25 protein-coding genes and 1 pseudogene are annotated in these 25,335 nt (G+C 69.1%); 22 read left to right on the top strand and 4 right to left on the bottom strand.

Annotation, left to right across the window (positions count from 1 at the left end; all coding sequences use genetic code 11):
• From FJV41_RS32495 to FJV41_RS32475, 5 genes and pseudogenes are all read left to right on the top strand, one after another.
• A pseudogene (locus FJV41_RS32495) lies at positions 1-808 on the top strand (serine/threonine protein kinase); the annotation flags it as partial.
• Positions 809-810: 2 nt separating this feature from the next.
• Complete coding sequence (locus tag FJV41_RS32490; RefSeq protein WP_174455477.1) at positions 811-1,476, top strand: response regulator; 666 nt, start codon at positions 811-813, stop codon at positions 1,474-1,476.
• 26 nt (positions 1,477-1,502) lie between these two features.
• Positions 1,503-2,819: a M16 family metallopeptidase gene (locus FJV41_RS32485; RefSeq protein WP_141646480.1), complete on the top strand. Its 1,317-nt coding sequence runs from the start codon at positions 1,503-1,505 to the stop codon at positions 2,817-2,819.
• 8 nt (positions 2,820-2,827) lie between these two features.
• Positions 2,828-4,270 carry a M16 family metallopeptidase gene (locus FJV41_RS32480; RefSeq protein ID WP_141646479.1) on the top strand — a complete coding sequence of 481 codons (1,443 nt, stop codon included), beginning with the start codon at positions 2,828-2,830 and terminating at the stop codon, positions 4,268-4,270.
• On the top strand, positions 4,267-4,965 hold the full coding sequence (locus tag FJV41_RS32475; protein WP_141646478.1) for an RluA family pseudouridine synthase: 699 nt from the start codon (positions 4,267-4,269) through the stop codon (positions 4,963-4,965). The genes FJV41_RS32480 and FJV41_RS32475 overlap by 4 nt, the downstream gene beginning before the upstream one ends.
• A gap of 9 nt (positions 4,966-4,974) precedes the next feature.
• Here the strand turns inward: FJV41_RS32475 and FJV41_RS32470 are convergent, their stop codons facing one another.
• Genes FJV41_RS32470 through FJV41_RS32455 form a run of 3 tightly spaced genes read right to left on the bottom strand, consistent with a single transcriptional unit; the run spans position 4,975 to position 7,721 of the window.
• Positions 4,975-5,745 carry a hypothetical protein gene (locus FJV41_RS32470; protein ID WP_141646477.1) on the bottom strand — a complete coding sequence of 257 codons (771 nt, stop codon included), beginning with the start codon at positions 5,743-5,745 and terminating at the stop codon, positions 4,975-4,977.
• Positions 5,742-7,139 (bottom strand): hypothetical protein, encoded by a 1,398-nt coding sequence (locus FJV41_RS32465; RefSeq protein ID WP_220137914.1) that lies wholly within the window; start codon positions 7,137-7,139, stop codon positions 5,742-5,744. The genes FJV41_RS32470 and FJV41_RS32465 overlap by 4 nt, the downstream gene beginning before the upstream one ends.
• Before the next feature lie 24 nt (positions 7,140-7,163).
• A complete protein-coding gene (locus FJV41_RS32455) occupies positions 7,164-7,721 on the bottom strand; it encodes a hypothetical protein (RefSeq protein WP_141646475.1) in 558 nt (185 codons plus the stop codon).
• A 198-nt stretch (positions 7,722-7,919) separates the two neighbouring features.
• On the opposite strand from FJV41_RS32455, the gene FJV41_RS32450 reads away from it, so the two are divergent.
• The 17 genes from FJV41_RS32450 (at position 7,920) to FJV41_RS32370 (ending at position 23,516) form a co-directional block, all read left to right on the top strand.
• Positions 7,920-8,735, top strand: coding sequence for an MlaE family ABC transporter permease (locus tag FJV41_RS32450; RefSeq protein ID WP_141646474.1), 816 nt, complete (start codon positions 7,920-7,922; stop codon positions 8,733-8,735).
• Between the two features lie 53 nt (positions 8,736-8,788).
• A complete protein-coding gene (locus FJV41_RS32445) occupies positions 8,789-9,526 on the top strand; it encodes an ABC transporter ATP-binding protein (RefSeq protein ID WP_141646485.1) in 738 nt (245 codons plus the stop codon).
• 100 nt (positions 9,527-9,626) lie between these two features.
• A complete protein-coding gene (locus FJV41_RS32440) occupies positions 9,627-11,156 on the top strand; it encodes an MlaD family protein (protein WP_141646473.1) in 1,530 nt (509 codons plus the stop codon).
• 115 nt (positions 11,157-11,271) lie between these two features.
• Positions 11,272-12,198 (top strand): PfkB family carbohydrate kinase, encoded by a 927-nt coding sequence (locus tag FJV41_RS32435; RefSeq protein ID WP_141646472.1) that lies wholly within the window; start codon positions 11,272-11,274, stop codon positions 12,196-12,198.
• Positions 12,199-12,300: 102 nt separating this feature from the next.
• A complete protein-coding gene (locus FJV41_RS32430; RefSeq protein ID WP_141646471.1) occupies positions 12,301-12,654 on the top strand; it encodes a TIGR02266 family protein in 354 nt (117 codons plus the stop codon).
• 26 nt (positions 12,655-12,680) lie between these two features.
• Positions 12,681-13,412: a metallophosphoesterase family protein gene (locus FJV41_RS32425; RefSeq protein ID WP_141646470.1), complete on the top strand. Its 732-nt coding sequence runs from the start codon at positions 12,681-12,683 to the stop codon at positions 13,410-13,412.
• Between the two features lie 55 nt (positions 13,413-13,467).
• Positions 13,468-14,184 carry a hypothetical protein gene (locus FJV41_RS32420; RefSeq protein ID WP_141646469.1) on the top strand — a complete coding sequence of 239 codons (717 nt, stop codon included), beginning with the start codon at positions 13,468-13,470 and terminating at the stop codon, positions 14,182-14,184.
• 13 nt (positions 14,185-14,197) lie between these two features.
• Positions 14,198-15,040 carry an archaetidylserine decarboxylase gene (gene asd, locus FJV41_RS32415; protein WP_141646468.1) on the top strand — a complete coding sequence of 281 codons (843 nt, stop codon included), beginning with the start codon at positions 14,198-14,200 and terminating at the stop codon, positions 15,038-15,040.
• Positions 15,041-15,066: 26 nt separating this feature from the next.
• Entirely contained in the window at positions 15,067-16,335 is a 1,269-nt protein-coding gene (hisS, locus tag FJV41_RS32410) for a histidine--tRNA ligase (protein WP_217446419.1), read from the top strand.
• Positions 16,336-16,472: 137 nt separating this feature from the next.
• Positions 16,473-16,880, top strand: coding sequence for a S24/S26 family peptidase (locus FJV41_RS32405; RefSeq protein ID WP_220137913.1), 408 nt, complete (start codon positions 16,473-16,475; stop codon positions 16,878-16,880).
• Positions 16,877-17,173 carry a PqqD family protein gene (locus tag FJV41_RS32400; protein ID WP_141646465.1) on the top strand — a complete coding sequence of 99 codons (297 nt, stop codon included), beginning with the start codon at positions 16,877-16,879 and terminating at the stop codon, positions 17,171-17,173. The genes FJV41_RS32405 and FJV41_RS32400 overlap by 4 nt, the downstream gene beginning before the upstream one ends.
• On the top strand, positions 17,173-17,715 hold the full coding sequence (locus FJV41_RS32395) for a hypothetical protein (protein WP_174455485.1): 543 nt from the start codon (positions 17,173-17,175) through the stop codon (positions 17,713-17,715). Before FJV41_RS32400 ends, FJV41_RS32395 begins: the two co-directional genes overlap by 1 nt.
• A gap of 1 nt (position 17,716) precedes the next feature.
• Positions 17,717-20,830: a PQQ-binding-like beta-propeller repeat protein gene (locus tag FJV41_RS32390; protein ID WP_246137566.1), complete on the top strand. Its 3,114-nt coding sequence runs from the start codon at positions 17,717-17,719 to the stop codon at positions 20,828-20,830.
• Positions 20,827-21,006: a hypothetical protein gene (locus FJV41_RS32385; RefSeq protein WP_141646463.1), complete on the top strand. Its 180-nt coding sequence runs from the start codon at positions 20,827-20,829 to the stop codon at positions 21,004-21,006. Before FJV41_RS32390 ends, FJV41_RS32385 begins: the two co-directional genes overlap by 4 nt.
• Complete coding sequence (locus FJV41_RS32380) at positions 20,994-21,896, top strand: hypothetical protein (RefSeq protein WP_181791080.1); 903 nt, start codon at positions 20,994-20,996, stop codon at positions 21,894-21,896. Before FJV41_RS32385 ends, FJV41_RS32380 begins: the two co-directional genes overlap by 13 nt.
• Entirely contained in the window at positions 21,889-22,815 is a 927-nt protein-coding gene (gene miaA, locus FJV41_RS32375) for a tRNA (adenosine(37)-N6)-dimethylallyltransferase MiaA (RefSeq protein WP_141646462.1), read from the top strand. Before FJV41_RS32380 ends, miaA begins: the two co-directional genes overlap by 8 nt.
• A gap of 74 nt (positions 22,816-22,889) precedes the next feature.
• Positions 22,890-23,516 (top strand): HdeD family acid-resistance protein, encoded by a 627-nt coding sequence (locus FJV41_RS32370; protein ID WP_306440916.1) that lies wholly within the window; start codon positions 22,890-22,892, stop codon positions 23,514-23,516.
• Between the two features lie 145 nt (positions 23,517-23,661).
• Here FJV41_RS32370 and FJV41_RS32365 read toward each other — a convergent pair.
• Positions 23,662-25,335 (bottom strand): response regulator (locus FJV41_RS32365; protein ID WP_141646460.1); only part of this gene is annotated, 1,674 nt, incomplete at its 5' end.

The raw sequence follows: 25,335 nt of genomic DNA, 5'->3' as shown, positions 1-25,335 counted from the left end.
GGGTGGGGGAGCCGACCAGGGGGCCGCGCGCGCACAGGTTCGCAATCCGCGCATGCGCGTCTTCGAGGACTTCTCCTCGCCGAGCCCGCCTCCCGACGATGACGAGGAGTTCTCCGTCGTCGGTCGTCGCGCCGCGGCTCGGGCCAAGCGCGCGCCGCCGCCCGTGGAGAAGGGGCCTCGCACGCTGCCGGACCCGTTCCCCGCGGTGGCGCACCCGGGCCGGCGCGACGACATCGCGATGCCACCGCCTTCCGCGCCCGCGCTTCCCGCGCAGCCCACCCCGCGGATGAACACCGACGAGCGGAGCATCCGCGATACGCAGCACCGTCGCGGTCGACTGGTCGCCATCGCCGGAGTGCTGGCCCTCGTCGGCCTGTCGACGTTCGTCATCGCCGCCTGGCGCCTGGGAGGGGACGGCCCTCCGGTGCAGGAGCCCGGGGATGCCCCCGTGCTTCCTCCCGACCCGACGCCGATTCCCCGGCCCGCGCCGCCCCCGAAGGCCGCCGCCGTCCGCGCGCCCGAGCCCCGGGAGGAAGTGGAGGAGCAGGTCGTCGCGCTGAACAAGCCACCCGTCAGGGTGCGCGGCTTCCTCTCCATCGAGACGAACATCCCCGCGAAGGTGTTCCTCGACGGAGACCTCATCAGCCGCTCGACGCCCGTGAGGCGCTACCCCGTGCGTGTCGGCTCGTACGAGGTCATGATGATCGCCCTGTCGACCGGTGAGATGAAGAAGATGTCGGTCCGCATATTGAAGGGCAAAGAGAATCAAGTAACCGTGTTGAACTTCAGCGTGCCCCCCCGACGGTGACCATGGACCGCACTCGCATCTTCGTCGTCGAGGACCAGCCGCAGCTGCTCAAGAACCTGCTCAAGGTGCTGAGCACGTTCGAGGAGCTGGAGGTCGTGGGCAGCAGTCAGGAGGGCGAGGCCGCGGTGGAGGACATCGTCCGCGTCCGGCCGCAGCTCGTGCTGCTGGACCTGGAGCTGCCCGGCATCAACGGCATCCAGGTGACGCAGAAGGTGAAGCGTCAGGCGCCGGAGGTGGAGATCCTCATCCTCACCTCGTTCGACGACGAGCAGAAGGTCTACGAGGCCATCCAGGCCGGCGCGTCCGGCTACCTGGTGAAGCGCGTGGGCCCGGAGAAGATTCGCGCCGGCATCCACGAGGTGATGGCGGGCGGCACCGTCCTGGAAGCCATCATCGCCCGTCGCTTCTGGAACTACTTCCAGTCCATCCAGGGCAAGCCCGCCACCCCGGAGAAGAAGGCGGACAACCCCTGGAAGCTGACGCCCACGGAGTTCGAGGTGCTGGGCTACGTGGCCAAGGGCCTGTCCAACGCGGAGGTGGGGCACGTGATGACGCTGGAGCGCCGCACCGTCCGCACGCACCTGTCACATATCTACCGGAAGATGGGCGTCAACTCTCATGTGGAGGCCGTGGTGTTGGCCCTGCGTGAAGGTGTCGTGGACCTGTAGCCTCGCCCTGTATACGTTGGGGGCCTATGCGCAAGGCTTCCACGAAGTCCGCTCCCGCCCGCGCCGCGGACCCCGCCCTCCAGTCCCTGTTCGACGTGCACGAGGCCACGCTGCCCAATGGCCTCCAGGTCCGCCTGCTGGCCAACCACCTGGCCCCCGTCGTCAGCCTCTACACCTTCTTCAACGTGGGCAGCCGCAATGAGCGCCCCGGCATCACCGGCATCAGCCACCTGTTCGAGCACATGATGTTCAACGGGGCCAAGAAGTACGGCCCCAAGATGTTCGACAAGACGCTGGAGTCCAACGGCGGCAGCTCCAACGCGTACACGTCCCACGATGCGACGGTGTACTACGACGACTTCTCCTCCGACGCGCTGGAGACGGTGCTGGATTTGGAGTCGGACCGGATGCGCTCGCTGCGCATCTCCCAGGACATGCTCACCAGCGAGCGCGAGGTGGTGAAGGAAGAGCGCAGCGTCCGCATGGACAACGACATCGGCGGGATGATGGGCGAGGAGCTGGATTCGCTCATCTACAAGGCGCACGCGTATCGCTGGCCGGTGATTGGCTGGTTGGCGGATATCGAAGCCATCAGTCGCGAAGACTGCCAGGCGTTCTTCCGCACCTACTACGCCCCCAACAACGCGATGCTCTACATCGCGGGCGACATCGACCCGAAGAAGACGATGGCCCTGGTGCGCCGCTACTACGGCGACATTCCCCGAGGCCCCGCGCCGCTGCCCGTCATCAACGCGGAGCCCGAGCAGCGCGGTGAGCGCCGCGCCACCGTGCGCCACCCCGCGCAGTCCCCGGCGGTGATGATTGGCTACCGTGGGCCCGCCGCGCGCAACGAGGAGACCCTGGCCCTGGACGTGGCGCAGTACGTGCTCACGAAGGGGGAGGGGAGCCGGCTGGTGCGCTCCATGGTGTACGAGCAGAAGGTGGTGGTGGGCGTGGGGCTCGACTGGAGCTGGCGCATCGACCCCGGCACCATCCTCTTCTTCCTGGAGCTGAAGCCCGGCGCGGACCCGCAGAAGGCCGAGGCGTCGCTGTACGCGGAGCTGGAGAAGCTGGCGCGCGATGGCATCACCGAACGCGAGCTCCAGAAGGCGCTCAACAACCTGCGCTCGGACCACCTGCGCGAGCTGGGCACCAACAATGGCCGTGCCCATGCGATGGGCAACTACGAGGCGCTGCTGGGTGACTGGCGCCACGTCCTCACGCTGCCTTCCGCCTATGCCGCCGTGACGAGCGAGCAGGTGAAGGCCGCCGCCGCGAAATACCTCCTCCCCGAGCGCCGCTCCGTCGTGACGCTGGTGCCCGCGCCTTCTGAAGAAAGCTGATTGCCTCCATGGCCTCCCGCAAGAGCCGAACCCCGAAGTCCGCCCCCCGCGGCGCCGCGAAGAAGAAGACGCCGGCCCGGGCGACGAAGTCAGCACCTCGCAAGGCCGCGCCCGTGAAGAGCTCGGCCAGTCGCGCCCTGGTGTTCCCCACGCTGCACGAGAGCACCACGTCCAGCGGGCTGCGCGTGGTCGCCGCCGAGCGCGGCCCCCTGCCCATGGTCTCCATGCGGCTGGTGATTCGCGCCGGCAGCTCCACCGACCCCGCGGGCAAACATGGCATCGCGGACTTCGCGGCCCGGTTGCTGCGCCGGGGCACCCGCCGCCTGAACGCGGAGGCCATCGACGAGGCCGTGGAGTTCGTCGGCGCGAGCCTGGGCGTGGGCGTGGGCGAGGACACGTTGTCCGTCGCCATCACCACCCCGGCCGAGCACTTCGCGCAGATGCTGGGCATCATGGGCCAGCTCGTGCAGGAGCCCAGCTTCCCCGAGTCGGAGGTCGTGGACGCGCGCGACAGGGCGCTGGCCCAGTTCGCCAATGACCTGGACGAGCCGTCCGTCATCGCCGACCGCGCCATGGTCCAGGCCCTGTGGGGAAATCATCCCTATGGGCACGACGTGAGCGGCTCGGTGAAGACGGTGAGCACCTTCACGCGTGAAGACGCGGTGCGCTTCCACCAGGAGCGCATGGGGCCGAAGATCGCCATGCTGGTGGTGGTGGGCTCGGTGGATCCCAAGCTCGTGGCCGCGGCGGCCGAGGAGTCCTTCGCCGGTTGGACGGGCGGCCCCGACGCGCCCATGGTCATCCCGCCGCTGACCAAGGTGGCGAAGGCCGGCAAGGTCATCGTGGTGGACAAGCCGGACCAGACGCAGTCGCAGGTGCGCATGGGCGGCCCGGGCTACCGCATGGGCCACGAGGACTACTTCCCGGCCACGTCGATGAACGTGGCCCTGGGCGGCGGCTTCACCTCGCGCCTGATGAACGAGGTCCGCGTCAACCGGGGCCTCACGTACGGCATCGGCTGCTGGTTCGACGCGATGAACGCGGCGGGCATCTTCGCCCTGTCGACGTTCACCAAGACGGAGTCGACGCGGGAGATCATCGACGTGTCGCTGGCGGAGATCGCCAAGATGCGCGACTCCGGAATCAAACCGGGCGAACTGCGCGACGCGCAGGCGTACATGGGCGGCCTCTACCCGCTGCGCACGGAGACGAACGAGTCCATCGCCAGCAGCATCGCCGACATGCGACTGCATGGGCTGGGGGACGACTGGGTGATGAACTTCCGCGACAGGCTGCGCGCGGTGACACCGAAGCAGGTGGCCGTGGTGGCGAAGAAGTACTGCTTCGCGGAGCCGCCCACCATCGTCGTGCTGGGCAAGGCCGATGCCGTGAAGAAGCAGCTGCGCGGACTGGGGCCCATCTCCGTGGTGCAGGCTTCGGAGTACGAGTGACCGAGGTTCGCATCCTCTTCGAAGGAGGAGGACTGCTGGTGGTGGACAAGCCGCCCGGGGTGCCTGTCATCCCCGGGCGTGATGGCGGTCCATCCCTGCGCGATGCGCTGGAGGCACAGCGGGGCCAGAAGATCTTCGTGGTGCACCGGTTGGATCGCGACACCTCCGGTGCGCTCGTCTTCGCGCTGGACGCCCAGGTCCACCGCTCGCTCTCGGTGGCCTTCGAGGCGGGCAAGGTGCGCAAGCGCTATGTCGCGCTGGTGGAAGGGCGCATCGATGCGCCGAGCCTCGTGGACGCGCCGCTGGTCGCCGCGCGCAAGGGCCGCATGCGCGTGGCCCGTCCGGGAGAAGCGGAGGCGAAGCCCTCGCGCACGCGCGTGAGACCGGTGGAGAGCTTCGACCGCGCCACGCTGGTGGAAGCCGAACCCCTCACCGGACGCACGCACCAGATTCGCGTGCACCTGCTCTCGCTGGGGCACCCGCTGCTGCTGGACCACCAGTACGGCCGCGACACGCCCTGGCTGGAGAAGGAGCTGGGAGGGCAGGGGGAAGCCGTGGCGCTCGCGCGCACGCCCCTGCATGCGGCGCGGGTGGAGTGGCCCGCGCTACCCGGAGTGGAGGCCCGAGCGGTGGAGGCTCCGCTGCCTCCGGACATGGCGCGCGTTCTCGAGCTGCTGCGCCTCACGCTGGCCTGACGCGGCGGACTACTTCACCTTGAAGCTGTTGGAGTTGCCCTCGACTCCGAAGCGGTCCATCACCGTCAGCGTCACGTTGTCGCCCTGGACGTCCAGGGTGATGGACTGCGTGCAGACCCCCGCGACGAATTGATCCAGCGACGTGGGGCTGACGCCCCCGTTGGACTTGTTCACGGTGAGGTCCAGCTTGTCCTCGAACTCCGCCGCGCGAGGGCCCAGGGCTCGGACCGTGATGACGAAGGGCTGGCCCCGGGTCTGCTCCTGCACGGACTCGAACTCGAAGCCGGTGATGTCCCCTGGCTGCATCGGTGTTCCCGGAGTCGGCCCTCCATCCTGCTCCGGCCCTCCATCCGCGACGAAGATGCCTCCGTCGGGGAACTCCTCCACACCGCCGTCCTCGTCGGTGCCGTCCCCGTCGAGCAGGGTGAAGCCTCGTTCACGGAGGGCCTCCCGACCGTCTGCGAGGACGACGCGGACATCGTGCGCTCCCGGGGGCAGCAGCTCCGGCACATCCGCCGAGAGCGTGCCGCTCTCGTCGATGTCGTGCAGAGGCGCTTCCACGGAGCCGAACCACAGCCGCGTCCCGGTCCCCGCGCGCGCCTCCTGGCGGGAGTAGTCCACGCGGATGGGGAACACCGCGTCCAGCGTCACGCGGATGGTGCCGGGATAGCCGACCTGCGCCTCTCTCGGACTCACCGCGATGATGGTCGGAGCCGGGAGCACCGCGCTCGAGCCGCAAGCCGCCAACAGCAGCGCGAGGAGCACGGTGACGCGAGTCATGGCTCGAACCTCATCCCCAGCAGCGCGGCCACACCGCCGAGCTGCGCGTCCAGCAGGGGCGTGCTCGCTGGCGCCCACGCGCCACGAAGCTCTCCCAGCGCGCTCCAGCGCCCGAACCGGTACGCGCCCTGGACGGCCAGGAACCCCATGCCGGAAAGCTTGCTCTCTTTCACTTCCGCCTGGAAGTCGCTGCGGAGTCGATGACGGAAAGGCGCCAGTCCACCTCCTGCTCGGCCGTACAGGGTGAACGCGGCGAACTGGAGCACCTCCGCGCGCACCGACGCGAGGACGGGCACCGCCAGCACCTGGGAACGCACCGCGCCAAGCGTGCCCACCGTCCCGTTGAACGTGGCGCCCCGCATGCCCACCTCCAGCTCCGCCGCGAACCGTCCGTTCCACCACGGCGCGGTGAGCGACACACCCAGCGCGCCGAAAGGGCCCGTGTTGTCTCCGCTGGCGAACGAGCCCCCCGCAAGCACCTGCAGCGCCGGACGCCATGTGCCCTGGGCTTCCTCCGCGAAGGGAGTCACGGGCACGAGGTCCTTCGGCGAGGGCACGCGTCTCACGTCGGCCCGGGTCCGAGCCACTTCCGCCCCCGGCGATTGCACGCTCACGGTGACGGAGGTGGCCTCGGGCGCTGGCACCACACGGAAGCGCGCGACGTTGGCTCCTCTTCGCACAGGCTCGTACCGGGCACCCTCGACGGACAACTCCAGCGCAGCCACGTCGAGCGGTCCCTCTCCCGCGACGAACAACCAGCCTCCCTCAGGGGGGAGGGGAGAGGGCGTGAGCACCGCGACGCGTGGGCTCGCGCGGGGCGCATCCAGGGGCGTGGCCGCATCGGTGCGCAGCTCACCTCGAGTGGCGAGCACGCGCGCGGACACGACACCGGGAGGCACCTCCACGGGGACGCGGGCCTTGCCTCGGGCATCCGCCTGGATGGGGCCAAATCGCTTGTCGCCGAGCAACACCTCGACGGTGGCGCCAGGCGCGGTGGCCACGTCGAGCGTTGTCTGTCCGAGCAATCCGAGCCGGAACAGCGTCACCTGGGGAGGGCCGTCACCGGCCTCGACCCAGAACGCGAACACCGCCACCAGGGGGTGCCGTACGGGAGGGGGCGTCCAGCGGAAGGTGCGCCGGGCACCACCGCCGTCCAGTCGCTCCTCCGCGAGCCGCCCCGACGACGCCGCGGCCCGCACCGGCCCCGCGCCTGGAGGAACGCGGACCTCCAATGCGACGGCCAAATCCCGCCCCAGGACGACCCGAGCAGGAGCGGCGCGCACCTCCAGGCCGGAGTCCGGAGGAGCCGCCGCCAGGGCCGCCGAAGCGGCCAGGGCCAGCACGAGGAACGGCAGGAAGGGCGGCGAGCGGGTGCGCACGAGCGTGCCGCCCAACTTCGCCCTCCCGCCTCGCCTCGGTCAATCCCCGGTTGCGGGGGATTCCTCGACGGGCGCTTCCGCCGGGACTTCTTCAGCGGCGACCTGCGGCTTGTCCGCGGGGCCGGTCGCCTGCCGGACGGGCGGGCTGAAGGCGGGCTTCTCCGAGGGCGCGCCGCCACGGCCATGCACCAGCGTCTTGGTGTCGGTGCGGAAGGTGAGGTCCACCTTGTCGCCCCGCACCGCCGTCACCAGTCCCACGCCGAACGTCGGGTGCTGGATGACCTGATCCACGCTGTACGTGTCCTTCGGGCTGTAGCGGGGAGCGTTGGCGACGTCCCTGCCAGCCAGCTGCTCCTCGAAGGAGATGATGATCTTCTCCGCCCTGGTCAGGCCACCCGAGGCCCGGCTCGCGCGCGGGGTGGGAGCAGGGCGGTCCGTCGTGCCCGGGGCGCCTCGGTAGGCGTGGTCCCCGTTGCAGGTGTTACAGCGCACCCGAGCGATCTTCGTTCCCACTATCGCCAGGATGGTGTGCGCGAGGGTGAGCTTGCAGCGGGTGCAGTATGCGTCCACCTCGCCGCCGACCTTATGAGTTGCCATGTTCGTCTGAGTTCTCGGCCCGGTGCGCCTCGCGGGCACCGGGCTTGGAAAGAAAGGGGCGCGGAACATAAACGCATCGCTCCGAAGTGAGGTAGTCCCTTCGTCGCCCGCCCGCCTGGTGGTATCGCTCCCAGGCCTGGGAGGGAACACTTCGCTTGTGCCCCCCGTCGTGGCACGTAAGAGTAGGCGCCTGACCGCATGACCACGCAGACCCCCAGCAAGCCGGCCCGCGAGCCAGGGATTTTCACCCAGACGGTGGCCGGCTTCGGCAAGGGCCTCATCGACGTCGTCAGCACCATTGGCGGCGTCGTGACGCTGGCCATCGACGTGGCCCGCTGGAGCGTCCGGCGCCCCTTCCGCCTCCACAACCTGTTCGCCCAGCTGGACTTCGTGGGGGTGGGCTCCATCTTCATCGTCGGACTGACGGGGTTGTTCACCGGCATGGTGTTCGCCCTCCAGACGTCCGAGGCCTTCGCGCTCTTCGACGCGGAGAGCCTCGTCGGCCCCACGGTGGCGCTGACGCTGACGCGCGAACTGGCGGCGGTGTTCTCCGCGCTGATGGTCACCATGCGCGCCGGCTCCGCGATGTGCACGGAGCTGGGCACCATGCGCGTCACCGAGCAGGTGGACGCGCTGGAGACCATGGCCGTCAACCCGGTGCAGTACCTGCTGGTGCCCCGAATCCTGGCGGGCCTGTTCATGGTCCCCATGCTGACCATCCTGTTCAGCACCGCGGGCATGACGGGCGCCTACTTCGTCGCGGTGGGAGGCCTGGGAATCTCACCGGGCACCTTCCTGACGCGCACCCAGCAGTGGCTGGAGCCGGTGGACATCTACGAGGGCGTCATCAAGGGGGCCGTGTTCGGCGTCTCCGTGGCGCTCATCTGTTGCTACAAGGGCTTCAACGCGTCGGGCGGCGCCAAGGGCGTGGGTCAGGCGACGACCGAGGCGATGGTGGCCAGCGCCCTGTCCATCTTCATCCTCGATTTCCTCGTGGGCATCGTGATGCACTGATGGCTGCCTCCGGTCCTCCGTCCGAAGACAACGCCGGCATGTCCACGAAGCCGATGATCGAGATCGTGGACCTGCACAAGACGTTCGGTGAGAACAAGGTCCTCACCGGCATCAACCTCAGCGTGCCCGCGGGCAGCACGTGCGTCATCCTCGGCGGCTCCGGCTCCGGGAAGACGGTGCTGATGAAGCACATGATTGGCCTGCTCCGCCCCGACAGCGGCCAGGTCATCATCGACGGCGAGGACATCATCCCCATGGGGGTGCAAAGCCTCCAACGCGTCCGCAACAAGTTCGGCATGGTGTTCCAGGCCGCGGCCCTCTTCGACTCCATGACGGTGTTCGAGAACGTCGCCTTCCCCCTGCGCGAGCACACCCACCTGTCCGAGGACGAGCTGTACGCCAAGGTCCGCTCCAAGCTGGACTTGATGGGGCTCAAACGGGAGGTGGAGTCGAAGTTCCCGTCGGACCTGTCGGGCGGCATGCGCAAGCGCGTGGGCCTGGCGCGCGCCGTCGTGTTGGACCCGAAGATCGTCCTCTACGACGAGCCGACCACGGGGCTGGACCCCATCACCACGGACTACGTGGATGAGATGATCCTGGCGGCGCAGAAGGGGTTGGGCGTGACGAGCGTGGTCATCAGTCACGACATCTCCTCGGCGTTCAACGTGGGGGACCAGATCGCGTTCCTGTCCAAGGGCGTCATCGTGGCGCACGGCCCTCCGGAGCAGCTGCGCGAGTCCCAGCACCCGGCGGTGAAGGTGTTCCTGGAGACGTGGTTCGGGAAGAACTGAGGGCAGGGGCCCCGGGAGGCTCCGCTTTCAGGAAAATGTGGCACTCCAGATGCAAAACGTTAGAGTCGCGCCCGGCCGGTAGCCCTCGGAGTCACATCAGGTGAAGAAGCTCGTTACGCCCTTCCGTGTTGGCCTGCTGGTCATCGCCGCGGGGGCCTTTTTCGTCACCTTCGTGCTGTTCGCACGCGAAGGCGGCCTGAGCGACAGCGACTCCACGCGCGTGTGGGCCTATTTCCGGGACGCGTCGGGCCTCGCGGTGCGCGGCCGGGTGCAGATCGCCGGCATCCGGGTGGGAGAGATTGACGACATCATCCTGGAGGGCACGCGGGCGCGCGTCGTCCTGAAGATCCGCGAAGACGTGGACCTGCGCGAGGACGCGGTCGTCACCAAGCGCTCGGAGTCGCTCCTGGGCGACTACCTGCTGGACTTGAATCCCGGCACGGAGAACGCCCCCAAGCTGGAGAACGGCGGGCAGATCCGCCGGGTCATCGACACGCAGGGCATGGAGGCCATCTTCGAGTCGCTGTCGCAGATCACCTCCGACATCCAGCAGGTGACGGGCGCGCTGCGCGAGGTGCTGGGCGGAGAGCGCGGCGCCGGCTCGCTCCAGCGCATCGTCGAGAACCTCGTCCGTCTGTCGGACTCCGTGGACGCGACGGTGCGCCGCAACGCGGACCGGCTGGACGTCATCCTCGCGAACTTCGAGGGGGTGTCGACCGACGTGCGGACCATCACCCAGAACAACCAGGCCGACGTCGGTCGCATCGTCGACAACATCGAGTTCATCACCCGCGACGTGCGCGAGGTGCTCGCCAGCGTCAAGAACATCGTCGGGAGCGGGGAGGGTGACTTCAAGGAGAGCGTCGCCAGCCTGAAGCAGACGCTGACCAAGCTGGACAGCACGCTGGGCAACCTGGAGGAGATCACCCGCAAGGTGAAGGACGGGGAGGGCGCCGCGGGCGTGCTGCTCACCGACGAGAGCGTGGGCCGCGAGGTCCGCGAGACGGTGCAGGACGTGGCCCGCTTCGCCGCCAAGCTCACCGACCTCCAGACGGAGGTCGGCATCCAGAGCAGCTACCTGGCCGCCCAGGGCCGCTCCAAGAACGTCTTCTCCGTGCGGCTCATCCCCAAGCCGGACAAGTACTACCTGTTGGAGCTGGTGGACGACCCGCGCGGCACCGTGACGACGGAGACCGTGCAGACCAATCCGCCGTCCGAGGGCGACCCCGTCATCCAGACCCGCAAGGTGACGAAGGAGAGCCTGCGGATCAGCGCGCAGTTCGCCAAGCGCTGGTACTTCACCACCCTGCGCGTGGGCCTCATCGAGTCCACCGGCGGCGTGGGCGCGGACCTGCACCTGTTCGACGACGCCCTCACGCTGAAGATGGACGCGTTCAACTTCGCGGCGGACGAGCTGCGTTATCCCCGGCTGCGCGCCACGCTGCGGGCTCAGGCGTTCGACCACCTGTTCGTCGTCGCGGGCATGGACGACATGCTCAACGCCCAGCAGCGGGACACGGCGACGCAGCGCCTCATCGCCGGCCGCGATTTCTTCGTGGGCGGCGGCCTGTTCTTCACCGACGACGACCTGAAGGCCATCCTCACGGCCACGGGCATCCCCACCCCCTGATCGGGGTTTTCACGGCTGCGCGGCTTGACGCCAGCCGTGAAACCGCGTACCCGGCACGGGCACGGGGTTCCTGGCAGGGCACCGTGCCCCCCTCTGTATTTCCAGGAAGCTCGCAATGTCCCTCCTTGTCGTCGGCTCCGTCGCATTGGACTCGGTGGAAACCCCCTTCGGACAGAAGGAGGACGTCCTCGGCGGGTCCGCCACCTACTTCTCCACGTCGGCGTCGTTCTTCACTCCCGCGCGCATCGTCGCCGTGGTGGGCGAGGACTTCCCTGAAGCTCACGTGAGCTTCCTCAAGGGGCGAGGCATCGACCTGGAGGGCCTCACCCGCGTGCCCGGCCGCACCTTCCGCTGGAAGGGCCGCTATGGCTACGAGCTGAACGAGGCGAAGACGCTGGACACCCAGCTCAACGTCTTCCAGACCTTCTCGCCCGAGCTGCCCGCGGCCTACCGCGACACGCCCTACGTCTTCCTGGGCAACATCCACCCGGAGCTGCAGGCGCGCGTGGTGGATCAGGTGCGCTCGCCGAAGCTGGTGGCCGCCGACACGATGAACTTCTGGATCCAGGGCAGCCGCGAGGCCCTGCTCAAGACGCTCCAGCGCGTCAACCTGCTCTTCGTCAACGACGCGGAGGCGCGCCAGCTGGCCGGTGAGCACAACGTCGTGAAGGCCGCGCGCGCCATCCTCGGCATGGGTCCGCAGCGCGTCGTCATCAAGCGCGGCGAGTACGGCGCGCTCCTCTTCGAGAAGGACCACGTCTTCGCCTGCCCGGCCTTCCCGCTGGCGGAGGTCTTCGACCCCACCGGCGCCGGTGACACCTTCGCGGGTGGCTTCATGGGCGCGCTGGCCACGGCGACGTCGGACATCGACTCGACGGTGCTGCGCCGGGCCATGGTGATGGGCAGCGTCATGGCCTCCTTCACCGTGGAGAAGTTCAGCCTGGAGCGCCTGCGCGAGGTGACGCATCCGGAGATTCGCGCTCGTTTCGCGGAATTCAGGAAGCTGACCCATTTCGACGACCTGGGCCCGCTGGAGCGTTGAGCGCCTGGAGGGTGAGGTGGGGTCCCAGCTCACCCACGAACTTGACGGTGGATTCAGGCCGTCTCTAGGCTTCCATCCTTTGGTGCTCGGGAAGGAAGAGGGTTGAGCGATAACCGAAAGTCCGCACGGGTACCCACCTTGCTGCGCTGCTGGTGCGAGGGAGACAACGTCACCCTGTATGCCCGCATCACGAACCTGAGCGAGGGAGGTCTGTTTCTCCGGACGAGCACTCCGCTGGCGCGAGGTGCGCGAGCGGTCCTCCGGCTGACGCCCGCGGAGGATCCCGAAGTACAGGCGGCGGCCACGGTGGTATGGCTGAGGGAAGAGGAGGACCGGGCCTACCCGCCGGGGATGGGGCTCCAGTTCGAATCGCTGGATGCGGAAACCTTGGGGCGGCTCCGGCGGATTATCTCGCAGCAGCAGAAGAACCCCGTGAAGGCGGTCTGGGCCGGCTGAACGCGGCGCCACCGACCGAGGCATCCATGCGCATCGCCGTCATCTCCGACATCCACTCCAACATCGAAGCGCTCACCGAGGTGCTCCGGGTCTCCGAGCATCAGAAGGTCGACCGCATCGTGTCCCTGGGGGACATCGTCGGTTACGGCGCGTCTCCCAACCCGTGCTGCGAGCTGGTGCGCTCGGTGGCGGAAGTCACGCTGCTGGGCAACCACGACGCCGCGGTGGCGGGGCGGATGGACTACTCGTACTACTACGACGCCGCCCGGCACGCGCTGGACTGGTCCGCCAACGTCCTCACGGACGAGAACATGGCGTGGCTGCGCAGCCTTCCGTACACGTACCGCATTGGCGAGGTGGGCTTCTGCCACGGCTCGCCCATCGACCCGAAGGCGTACGAGTACATCTTCGCGCTGGAGCAGGCGCGGGAGCTGACGCCCTACGTGGAGGAGCTGCCGGAGGTGACGTTCATCGGCCACAGCCACCTGTGCCGGGCGTTCGCCATCGGCAATGGCGAGGTGAACGACGTGGTGGCCCAGAAGTTCGGCATCCGCAAGGGCTACAAGTACATCATCTCCGTGGGCAGCGTGGGCCAGCCGCGCGACTACGACAACCGCGCCTGCTTCGTCATCTGCGACACGGATGCGCGCACGGTGGAGTACGTCCGGGTGGAGTACGACATCGAGACGTCCGCCCAGAAGATCTTCGACGCCGACCTGGCGCTCAACTTCGGCAAGCGCCTGTTCCTCGGCGTTTGACGCGGCGCTTTCTGAAAACTGGGCACGGCGGGGGGAAATGAAATAAACCGGGTGCGTGCGCCCCCAGGTCCTCCGAGCATCCCTCCGGCCCTTCGCGGCCCTTGTTTCCGCCCTCCTGCTGGTGTTGTCGGCCTGCCGTCGCGAGCCACCACCGCCGTCCGCTGAGTACGAGCAGGCCACCCGCCAGTTCCGCGAGCTGTACGCGCAGAAGCTGGATGACGCCTATCTGGACCCGCAGATGGGGTCCATCGAGGCGAAGCTCCAGCGCGTGCCCCAGGACAGCCTGGATGCGCCCTCCGCGCAGGAGCTGCTCCAGCGCATCCAGAAGAACCGGGCGCGCATGCAGGAGGCCCTCGTCGCGAGGCAGAAGGCCGTGGCCAGCGCCCACGAGGTCGTCCCGAACGCGCCCTCCACCACGCTGGCACCGCCGCCGCCTCCTCCTCCCGCCGAGGCCGTGGACGCCGGTCCTCCAGACGCCGGCCCGGTGAACGGCCCCCAGACTGGCACCCCGGCGAACGAGCTGGTCGCCGGCTTCCGAGGCTGCTTCAAGCGTGGCACCCCCATCAACGTGGAGGGGCGCGGCATCCGGGACGCGTGGGAGCTGACTGACAGCACGGCCTGCCGCCTGGAGTACCCCGGACATCCCGACACGGTGCTGATCGTCGAAGAAGGCCGGGTGTTGATGTTGTTGCCCAAGAGCTCCGTGCGGACGGTGACGCGGACGCTGGATGCCGGGACGGAGCCCCCCGCGGGGACCGACGCCGGCCGTTAGTCAAAGACGCCCCATGAACGAACAGACCTTCATGAAGTTGATGCGCGTGTTGCCCAAGTCCGCCCTGTCGACGGCGGTGGGCATGGCCACGCGAGTGCCCATTCCCGCGCCCGTCCACCAGGCGGCCATGCGGGCGTTCGCCAAGTCCTACAACGTGGACATGGCGGAGGCCGAGCACCCCATCGAGCACTACCCCACGTTCGCGCAGTTCTTCACGCGCGCCCTCAAGCCGGGCCTGCGCCCCATCGACCCGGACGAGAAGGCCGTGGTGTCCCCGGTGGACGGCCGCGTGTCGCAGGTGGGCTATTCCGAGCACGGCCGGTGCCTGCAGGCCAAGGGCATCGAGTACACGGTGGACGAGCTGCTGGGTGACGCGGAGGCGGCGAAGCCCTTCCACGGTGGAGCCTGGACGACCATCTACCTGTCGCCGCGCGACTACCACCGCATCCACTCGCCGCTGGCGGGCACCATCACCGGCTATGCGTACATCCCCGGTGAGTTCTGGCCGGTGAATCCGGCGTCGGTGAAGAACAAGCAGTCCCTGTTCTGCGTCAACGAGCGGCTGGTGACCTACCTCCAGACGGCGGCGGGGCAGTGCGCCGTGGTGAAGGTAGGCGCCACCTGTGTGTCGCGCATCAAGGCGTCCTACGAGGACATCACCACGCACACGGGCCAGCCGGGCAAGGTGCACCGGTATCAAGAGGGCTACAAGGTGGAGAAGGCCGGCGAGCTGGGTCGGTTCGAGATGGGCTCCACCGTCATCCTGTTGTTCGAGCCCGGCCGCGTGAAGTGGGAAGCGAGCCTCCAGGAAGAGGCGGTGCTTCGGCTGGGGCAGCGCATTGGAGTCATCCCGTGAGTCAGACGCTCAGCGCCGTCAAGGGCATGAACGACCTGCTGCCAGGCGAGATTGAGATCTGGCAGCACGTGGAGGGCCTGGCACGGGAGCTGTTCGGTCGCTTCGGTTATGGGGAGATCCGCACGCCCATGCTGGAGGACACGGCGCTGTTCGTGCGCAGCGTGGGTGAGGAGACGGACATCGTCGGCAAGGAGATGTACACCTTCACCGACAAGAACGACCGCAGCCTGTCCCTGAGACCCGAGGGCACGGCGCCGGCGGCGCGCGCGTACATCGAGCACTCCATCGTGAACAAGGAGCCGCTGACGCGCTGGTTCTACACAGGGCCGATGTTCCGGTACGAGCGGATGAAGACGGGCCGCTACCGGCAGTTCTATCAAATCGGCGCGGAGGCCTACGGTTCGAAGGAGGCCGCCCAGGACGTCGAGGTGATGGACATGGTGGCCCAGTTCCTCCAGAAGCTGGGGCTCCAGGACATCACGCTCAACCTCAACTCATTGGGCGACGAGACGTGCCGGCCCGCGTACCACGCGAAGCTGGTGGAGTACCTGCAGGCCCACCGCGAGGAGCTGTGCTCCGACTGTCACCGGCGCATGGAGAAGAACCCGCTGCGGGTGCTCGACTGCAAGAACCCGACGTGTCAGGCGGTGGCCGCCAAGGGCCCCAACGTGCTCGAGTTCCTGTGCGAGCCGTGCCGCGCGCACTTCGATGACGTGCAGCGCAAGCTGACGGCGCTGGACATCAAGTTCGTCGTCAATCCGCGCATGGTTCGTGGCCTGGACTACTACACGCGCACCGTCTTCGAGTTCATCGCCTCGCACCCCGCGCTGGGCACCGCCAGCACGGTGGGCGCCGGTGGCCGCTACGACAAGCTGGTGAAGAGCCTGGGGGGGCCGGACGTGCCCGCCGTCGGCTTCGCGTGCGGCCTGGACCGCCTGGTGCTCCTGCTCAAGGAGAGCCAGCAGAAGTTCGGCGCGACGCCAGACTTGTTCATCGCGGTGGCGGATGCGGGCTCGCATGACGCGGCCTTCACCCTGGCGAGCCGGCTGCGGCGCGAGGGCCTTCGCGTGGACTTCGACACGCGCGGCGGCAGCCTCAAGAGCCAGATGAAGCGCTCGGACAAGAGCGGGGCGCGCTTCACGCTCGTGCTCGGCGAACTGGAGCGCACCAGCGGGCAGGCGAAGCTCAAGCCGATGGCCGGAGGGGAGCCCATCCCCGTGGCCCTGGACGACATCGCGCGGACGGTGCGGGCCCACTCGGCCGCCCCCCGGGCGGACGCCCCCAGCGCCTCCTGAGTTTGTAGTCGAGGGAATTCAGGACTCCCCGTGATTCAGTCCAGCCCGGAGGGGTCTTGTAACCTCCGGGAAATTCAAGGGGAATCCAAAGGGACTCATTCGCGCCGCCCTGGCCGGTGGAGTAGACTGGCTCGGAAATGTCGGGTGAGTCCCCCACCTCCGCTTCGCCTTCGGCCTTTCGCTGGATTCCCGTACGGGGAGACAGCATGTGGCCATCGTTGCGGGCAGGGGACTTCGCCGGTGTGGAGCCGCTGTCTGGCGAGCCTCGTCCGGGTGAGGTGGTGCTGGCGCGGTTCGACGACGCGCTCGTCCTGCATCGGGTCCGCGCAGCGGGGAAGGGCGTGCTGTCGCTGCGCGGGGACAATGCGCCGGCGGAGGACCCTCCGATTCCCGCGTCGCGCATCCTCGGGCGCGTGACGTGTGTCCGGCGGGGCGCGGTGGAGCTGGGCGCGGAGTGGGACCGGGGCCCGTCGCGGCTCGGTCGGGTGCGCGCGGTGGTGCGGGGCAGGGTGGCGCGGTGGCTGGGACGGGGAGGGCGCCCATGAGCGGCGACTTCTCGGCGGACCATCTTCCGCGGCGACGGGTGGGGGCGGAGGGACAGCGCTTCGGCGCGGACTTTCTCCTGCTGGACGCGGAGGGGCGCACGTTGCGTGGCCTCAACGCGACGGCGGTGCGAATCTGGGAGCTCAGTGACGGGACGCGCTCCGCGCGCTCGGTGGCCGACGTCGTGGCCCGCGAGTTCTCCATGGACGTGGGGCAGGTGCTCACGGACACGTTGCGGTTTCTCACGGACCTGGCCCGACTGGGCCTGGTCGACGAGCTTCAGGAGGTACGGTGATGCGAGCGCGCATTGCGGCGGGCTGCTCGGCGGCGGCGCTGCTGCTGACGGCCTGTACGGAGAGCGGAATCTCTCCCCGGGTGTTCGACTGGACGGATGCACCCGCGGAGGGCACGCCGCCCGCCGTGGAGCCCGTTGCTCCCACGGACGTGTTGGGCGAGGAGAGCGAGGCCGCCCGGCCTCCGACGGCTGAAGCCGCGGAGGGAGAGCCGATGCCGACGCCCGTCTCCGGACACGCGGAGGTGGTGGGGCTGGACGCGCACGGCCTGTCGGACGTGTCCCAGGTGGACGTGGACCTGACGGTGAGCGGCGTGCGTGGCAAGGGCCGCGTGGAGGTCGAGTTCGTGTCGCCCTCAGGCCATCCGTACGAGCGGCGCACCTCCGTGGTGGAGGCGAAGCCGGACGTGACTCGCACCGTGCGCTTCTCGCTGCCCGTGGCCGGAACGACGGTGGCCACCTCCGGCATGAGCGGGACATGGCAGGTTCGCTTCTTTCTCGACGGCGCGCCGCTGACCACGGCCGCCTTCACCCTGGAGCCGTGACGTGAGGCCTTCCGCCATGATTCCCACGCTGAACGCCCGCCTCGCCGCGCTCGTCGCGGTGCTCGTCCTTCCTTTCGCCGCGCTAGCCCAGAGTACGACCCGCGCCGCCGTCTTCACGACGCTCGCGGAGCCCGGGGAAACCCAGGCGACCGTGGTGATGGATGAGGTCTCCGAGCTGCGCGTCCAGGTGCGCAACAACACCCGGAGCACCTCGCCGCTGTTCCGGCCCATCAACCAGGTGTCGTTCATCCTGCCCACCGGATACACGCTGCTGGAGAGCCCGGCGCCCGCGGGTTGGGTCGCGGACCACTTCATCGCGACGCGACAGGTGACGTACAACATCCCGGTCAACTGCGCGTTGGCGGACGCCGGTTTGATGCAGGACCAGGCGGCGACCTTCACGCTGCGGATGATTCCGCAAGTGACGGCGGCCAATGCCACGGGCCAGCGGTTCACGACGCTGACGGCCTTAGAGGCTTGCGGAAACCAGTCCTTCACCACGAATCGGACGACGGCCGCCGCGGAATGGCGGCGCGTGGGATTGTCCACGCGGGTCGACATCCAGCCACGGGTTCTTCCCGTGGGCGACGACATCACCGCGCGCCTCGTCATCGAGAACCGGACCAGCCAGACGGCCGCCCAGAACAACATCACGGCGGAAGGCCCCAGCACCGGCGTGGGCGGTGTCTCGTTCGAGGTCGTCGAGGTCCAGCCCGCCAACTTCCAGGTGAACATTCCGCTGCGGAACGCGGCCATCCTCTCCGCTCGAGCCACCACCGAGACGGGCGGGACGATGGTGGCCAGCGTCCGCGCCACCAACGGGAGCGGATCGGTCACCTCGGCCGTGGCCGACACGCCCATGGTGAACGTGGGTGTGCTCGCGGCCTCCGGTGACGTGGACAACGTCCAGGCCTTTGTGGGCGAGACGGTGAAGGTGCGGCTCAGCGTCACCAACACGTCCACCACCGCGTCCTATCTGAACGTGACACCTCGTGCCCCCGTCTTCGTGGGCACTGCCGTGGCGGCGCTCGCCTCCGGCCCCAATCCCGCGAGCGTGTCGCGCCTGGCCCCCGGCGCTTCCGCGCACTTCGTCTGGAGCTACACCCTTACCGGCGCCGAGTTCTCCGACTTCGCCTTTGATGTGCAGGCGGATGCGACGTTGAACGGGAGCGCCGCGACGACCCAGGTCGTACGTTCGGGACAGGGCCGCATCGTGACGCACCGCCTGAAGGCGAGTCCGTCCGTGCTCGTTCCGGGCGTGCCGAACCAGACGGTGGTCTACACGGTGCAGAACCGGGGGACGCTGCCGCTCGAGCAGGTCACGCTGCTCCGGCCCGCCGTGAACTTCTTCCCGTTCGTCAGCGGCAGCCCGGCGGCTCCGGCGGGGTGGTCCATCTCGAGCAATGCGACGAGCTTCACCTGGACGGCGAACAACAATCCCGCGCGCATCATGCCCAACCAGGAACGCGCCTTCACCGTGACGTACGCGAATGTCGGAAACGTCACCGCGCCCACGGCGTTCCGCCACCGGATGCATCTGCCTCTCGCGTACGCGTCCGAATCGGCCGCGCGTATCGAGACTCCGGTGACCATCGCCACGGGCACGGCGCCGGAAGTCGAGCGACTCACCGCGGTGGCTCGGGATGCGAGCGTGACGGTGACGTGGGACAACCCCGCGGTTCACAACGGCGTGCTGGTGCTTCGCTCCGCGGGGGCCGCACCCAACACGCTGCCGGTCGCCGGTCGGACCTACGCCGCCGGCTCGACGCTGGGCAACGCCACCGTCGTCGCCTCCGAGAGCTTCACTTCGACGTCGTCCATCACCGACACCACCGTCGTCAACGGCACCACGTATCACTACCGCGTGTTCAACACCGATGACGTGGGACGGTACTCAGCGGGCAGCCGGCCCACGGCCTCGGCGGCGCTCATCGCGACGCCCCAGGCCCGCGTCGGCGCGGCGCCGTTGTGGTGCTACTCGGTGGGCCTGGATGCTCGCCTCCAGCCCATCACCGAGCTGGGCGTGGGCATCTTCAGCTCCTTCAACGACTCGGTCGTCGCCAATCTCACCAATGTCACCACGCCCTCGGCCGATGGTTCCGAGCGCTGGCGTCCGCTTCCCCTGTCGGGCCTCATCGGCAGCCGTTTCCCGGTGGTGCCGATCAATGGCCTGGCAGGCCAGTACATCCTCACCGCCGACCAGTCAGGCGTCGCCTACGCGCTCAACGCCACCACTGGCACGGTGCTGTGGCGCTGGGACAACACCGGTGCACCCATTGGCACCATCCAGTCCTTCCCCGTGACGCAGCTCCACGACTACGCGAACGCCGCATACAAGGCCGCGCGGCCGAACCTGGACCTGGCGTTCTTCGCGACGCGGCTGGCGAACCCGGCCCTGAATCGCGTGGTGGCACTCAACGCGCGCACGGGCACTCCGGTCTTCACCTACCAGCCCGGAGACCTGGGCATGGTGAGTGGTGGCATGGTGGTCGACTACACCACCAACCGCCTCTTCATCGGTTCGAAGACGCATGGTGGAACAACGGCGTCGCTCCGCGTCCTGGACACGCTGACGGGCACCGAGGTGACGCGCCTCTCCCTGGGCGACCTGGAGCACAGCCTGGTGCGCAACGCCGTGGCGAATCAGATCTTCGCGACCAACAGCGACGGCGTCGTCCACGCCATCGACGCGGGCACCCTGACGTCTGTGTGGAGCGCGAATGTGGCGACGCGCCCCTCGCCGAGCACGCCCGCGTTCACCAGCTTCGTGCGGCCCCTGGGCGGAGGCTTCGTGGCCAGCCTCGCGAGTGGCAGCGTGGAGTTCTGGGACCACGTGACGGCTGGGGAGACAGCACCCTCTCAGGTGTGGACCACGCCCATCGCGAATCCCTCCGGCACCTTCACCCTCAACTCCAACGGCGTCGTCCGCATCTACGTGGGCAGCTCCGACGGGAAGGTGCATCAGCTCGAGATGATTGGCGGCGTGGACTCGCAGCAGGTGTCCATCGGCGACACGCAGCTCATCGGCACTCCGACCATCGACACCACCGTTTCCCGACTGCATGTGGGCTCTCAGGACGGCCGCATCTGCGCCTTCCCGGTACCGTTCCCGTGAAAAATCCCTCGACTCCTTCGTCCTCTCCGTCGCCGTCGACGGAGGTTCCTCGGACTGCTTCCACCGAGGCTGTTTCGCGCTACGAGGCTCCCGCCATCCTGTGGGAGCAGCCCTTCGTCGCGCTCGCGGCCATGTCCCAGTGCAACATCCCCGGCGAGTCGGAGTGCACGCCCTGAACGCATCGGGAGCCGGCCCGTCCGGTCCCCAGCGCTCCGGCGGTTCCGACGAAGACGGCCTGGAGACGTCAGGCCCATGGCTCTCCATCGCTGGATGGACCGTGGGCCTCCAGGTGCCAGACTCCCGTGTCCGGGAGCTGCTGCACCGCTCCCTGGCGGGCTTCGTCAGTGCTCCACCCTTGGCCGGTGTCCGAGTCTGCCGGCTGCGCGTCGCGGCCCCCTCCGTGGCCCGCCCCGAGCCGACGACCCGCGAACTGCCCCGACCCTGGCGTGAGCAGGATGGCTCTCTCCGACTGGAAGGGGAGGACTACTCGGCGAGACTCGACGCGGACGGCCTCCGTGGTGAGGTGGTCGGCGCGGGTCGCTTCCCCGTGGAGGTGGTGCTGCGGGTGATGCTGGCGGCGGACCTGGCGCGTCGCGGTGGCCTGTTGGTGCATGGCGTGGCGCTCGTGCATGGCGACGGGGCGGCGCTCTTCACGGGGCACTCGGGCGCGGGCAAGAGCACCCTGGGTGGGCTGTGGATGGACGCGGGCGAGGCGCTGCTCTCGGATGAGCTGGTGGCGGTCTGGCCCGATGCGATGGAGGGCTCATGGCGGGCCGCGGGGACGCCGTGGAACCTCGGGTTCCCACGTGAGGCCCGGCTTCGCGCAGTGGGGACGTTGGCCTGGGATTCGAGCTCGCGCTGGGAGCGCCAGCGTGCTGGGGACGTGGGCCGGGTGCTGGTGCACAATGCGCTGTTGTCGGAGGCCTCCTCCGAGGGACGCGGTGCGCTGCTCGCCTCGGCGGGGAGGTTGCTGACGGACGTGGAGCCGGTGCGTCTGGTGTTCTCGCGAGATGCGTCCGCCGCCACCGTGGTGCGTGAGGCCCTGGGAGTGTCGGGACATGGGTGAGGCACAGGAGGGGAGACCGACGTTGACGGTGCTGGCCGGGCCGACGGCGTCGGGGAAGACGTCGCTCGCCATCGAGGTGGCGCGTCGCCTGGGTGGGGAGATCGTCAGCGCGGACTCGCAACAGGTGTACCGGCACTTCGACGTCGGCACGGCGAAGCCTTCGACGGAGGAGCTGGCCGAGGTGCCGCATCACCTCGTGTCCGTGGTGGACCCGATGGAGACGTTTTCCGCCGCCGAGTACCAGCGCCGAGCGGACGCGGCCATCGCCGACATCACCGGACGCGGTCGGCCCGTGGTCGTCGTGGGAGGCACGGGGCTGTATCTGCGCATCCTGCTTCACGGCGTGGTGGACGCCCCGGGAGCGCTCCCGGAGCTGCGCGCGGAGCTGGATGCGCTCGCGGAGGAACAGGGGCGCGAGGCCGTCCATCGCCGGCTGGCTGAAGTGGACCCGGAGACCGCGGCGAAGCTGCCCATTCAAGACCTGGTGCGAGTGGTCCGCGCGCTGGAGATCCACGCGCAAACGGGCGTGCCCGCCTCCGAGTTCCGAAAGGCCCATGCGTTCGCTCCGGACCGGTATCCCTTCCGGTTCTACGTGTTGGACCCGCCGCGAGAGGAGCTGTACGGCCGCATCAACGCGCGCACGGAGGCCATGTTCGCGTCAGGGCTCGTGGAGGAAACCCGGGCACATCTGGAGCGAGGCCTTGGAGATGCCGCCCCGATGAGAAGCGTGGGCTACGTGCAGGCGCGCGCGGTGGTGGAGGGCCGGCTGTCCGTGGACGAGGCGATTCGAGACACCGCGCAGGAGACGCGACGGTACGCCAAGCGCCAGCTCACCTGGTTCCGCAAGGAGCCGGGCGCCGTCTTCATCCAGCCCCCGTATGCCTCCCTGCGCGAGAGCACGCCGAGCGCACCGGGCTGAAGTCACCCTCCAGGGAGGGGCGGGGAGGGGAGGAGCGGGAAGTGAGGCCGTTGTCCCCGTGCTCCAAGGCACCCATGTTCGCCGCTGAATCTTTCCTCCAAGGGAGGCGGACCGACATGGACACCAGTTTCAAACGTGAACCCGCGACAGGTGACAGAAGCAAGGCCGCCTCAGCGGCCTGGGGACCGCCATTCGTCCTGGGGCTCTTGATGGCCGTCCTCGGCTTCGTCGCGCTGGGGGCCTCGTTCCTCACGAGCCTGGTCTCCGTCATCCTCTTTGGCGCGTTGCTGGCCGGAACGGGCATCGCGGAGATTGTCTCCTCGTTCCGCGTCCGCAAGGCTGGTGGGCCCTTCTGGCTCTATCTGCTGAGCGGGGTGCTCTCCACCGTGGTGGGCTTCTTCGTGCTCGTGTATCCGGCGGCGGGCCTGGGGGCGCTGACACTCCTGCTTGCTGGCTACTTCTTCGCCAGCGGCCTCTTCCACGTGGTGACCTCGCTGATGGACCGGTATCCCCAGTGGGGCTGGGACTGCGCCTATGGCGCCATCTCCATCGCCCTGGGTGTCATCGTCATGGCGCAGTGGCCGGTCTCCGCCGTGTGGCTGGTGGGCACCCTGGTGGGTATCTCCATCCTCATGCGTGGCATCGCGCTCATGGCCGGCTCGCTGGAGCTGCGCCGAGGCCTGCGTCGCATCGCCACGTAAGCGGGCGCTCGCGGAACGAACGAGGGGCACGGTGGCCAGGAGGCCCCGTGCCCTTCCTCGTTGGCGTGCGGCGTCGCGCGCGTCACCCCGTCACGCCCCGGTGCGGGCACGGTGGACTGAAAGGCACCGTGCCGAGCACAGCTCCCTAGGAAGCGGCGTAGCGGTCCGAACCACCCGCATCGGTTGGCTGTCGCGTCGTCGCGTCAACCGTGGTGCTGGGCGAGGCCAACCGGCCGGTGAGGATGCGCAGCAGTCGCTCCGGATCCACGGGCTTGGGCAGGAAGGCCTCGGCCCCCGCGTCGAGCGCCCTCTGGCGAACGTGCGGACGATTCAAGCCGCTCATCACCACCACGCGCGTGCTTCGGGTAAGGGGATGCTGCTTCAGACCTTCGCACAAGCGCAGCCCGTCCACCCAGTGCAGCACGACATCGAGGATGATGGCCGTGGGCGGCCGTCGCGCCACGGCGCAGAACAGCGCCAGCTCGTCCGCGAACGACACCACCTTGGCGCCCGTGCTCTCCAGCAGCGCCGTCAGCGCCTCACGCGCGTCGGGGTCATCGTCCACGACGTAGTACAAGTCGGGCTCCAACTCAGGCACCGCCATGGGCACGGGCTCCATCGTCGTGCGCAGCCAGGAGCCCACCACCTCACGCAGGCCCGCCCAGCGCATCGCCCCCAACAGGGCCAGCGGCGTGGGAGCACTCAGGCCCAGCACTCCACCCCCGTAGACACCGGACGACGTGCGCCGTCCCTTCGCCGCGACGAAGGCCCCAGGCGCTCGCTTCCCGGCGCGCCGCAGCCACGACGCCGCGCGGGCTCCGGCCGCCGCGTCCTCCATCAACTCGCACAGCCCCTCGCGGACGTAGCGACGCTCCAGGGCCGAGCCATCCAACCCTCCATCGAGCAGCGCCACCGCCGCCCGGCTGCACGAGGCCAGCGTCTCCGACAGCCCCACCTGGAGCGGATGTCCGAACGCGGCGGGGCCCACGGCGATCTGTCCCGGCGCCACCAGCGTGCGCCCCGGCCCGTAGGGCAACCGGGTCGTCTCCAGCGCGGCCAGCTCGAACCCTTCCTCCAGCAGTCCATCGCGGGCGGCCATCATCAGCGCCTGGCACAGGTCGGCCGGCGTCACCGAGGGGCCAAAGGCCAGCGCATAGACGGAGTCCGCGCCCGGCAGGAGGAACAGCCCATCCACCGTGGGAAGCGGCGCCACCCACAGCCGAGCCACGGGGGCGATCTCCAGCCGCGGCGAGGCATGCCGCAGCCGTGCCTGCACGGCCGCCACCGTGGGCGCGGGGCGGAAGCCCGGGAAGAACGCGTCACCCATCATCGGCCCCGCGCCACCGGCCAGGGCCACCGCATGGAAGCGCTCTCCGCCTCCCTGCGCTCGGACCACCAGCGGCCCGGCGCCTCGCACGGACGCGGGAGCATCCGGGGCCGCGGGTTGACGCTCCACCCGGTCCACATGCCGCTCGAGGAACCGTGCGCCCTGGGCGCTGGCCGCCGTGGCCAGCACGTCACGCACCTGGGCCAGTCCTCCTTCTCCCTGGGGCCAGCCGTCCACCACCCAGAGGCCACCGGGGGAGGCGGTCAGCAGCTCGCGACGTCCCTCGGCGATGATCTCCACGCCCCGCAGCTCGTGCGCGCGCCACTCGGTGGGGATGCGACAGCCCAGCGCGGCCAGGCGAGAGCGACACTCGGGCGTCAGCACCGCGGGAGGCGCGGTGCGCTCGGACAGTCCCCCGGAGTAGACGCGCACATCGAGCGTCAGCCCCCGTGCCCTGCCGTTGAAGAGCAGCGAGGCCGCCAGCCCCGCCCC

Source organism: Myxococcus llanfairpwllgwyngyllgogerychwyrndrobwllllantysiliogogogochensis (assembly GCF_006636215.1).
GTDB classification, from domain to species: Bacteria; Myxococcota; Myxococcia; order Myxococcales; family Myxococcaceae; genus Myxococcus; species Myxococcus llanfairpwllgwyngyllgogerychwyrndrobwllllantysiliogogogochensis.
Note: the sequence above shows the minus strand (reverse complement) of the source record. Positions and strands in the feature narration are given on the sequence as shown.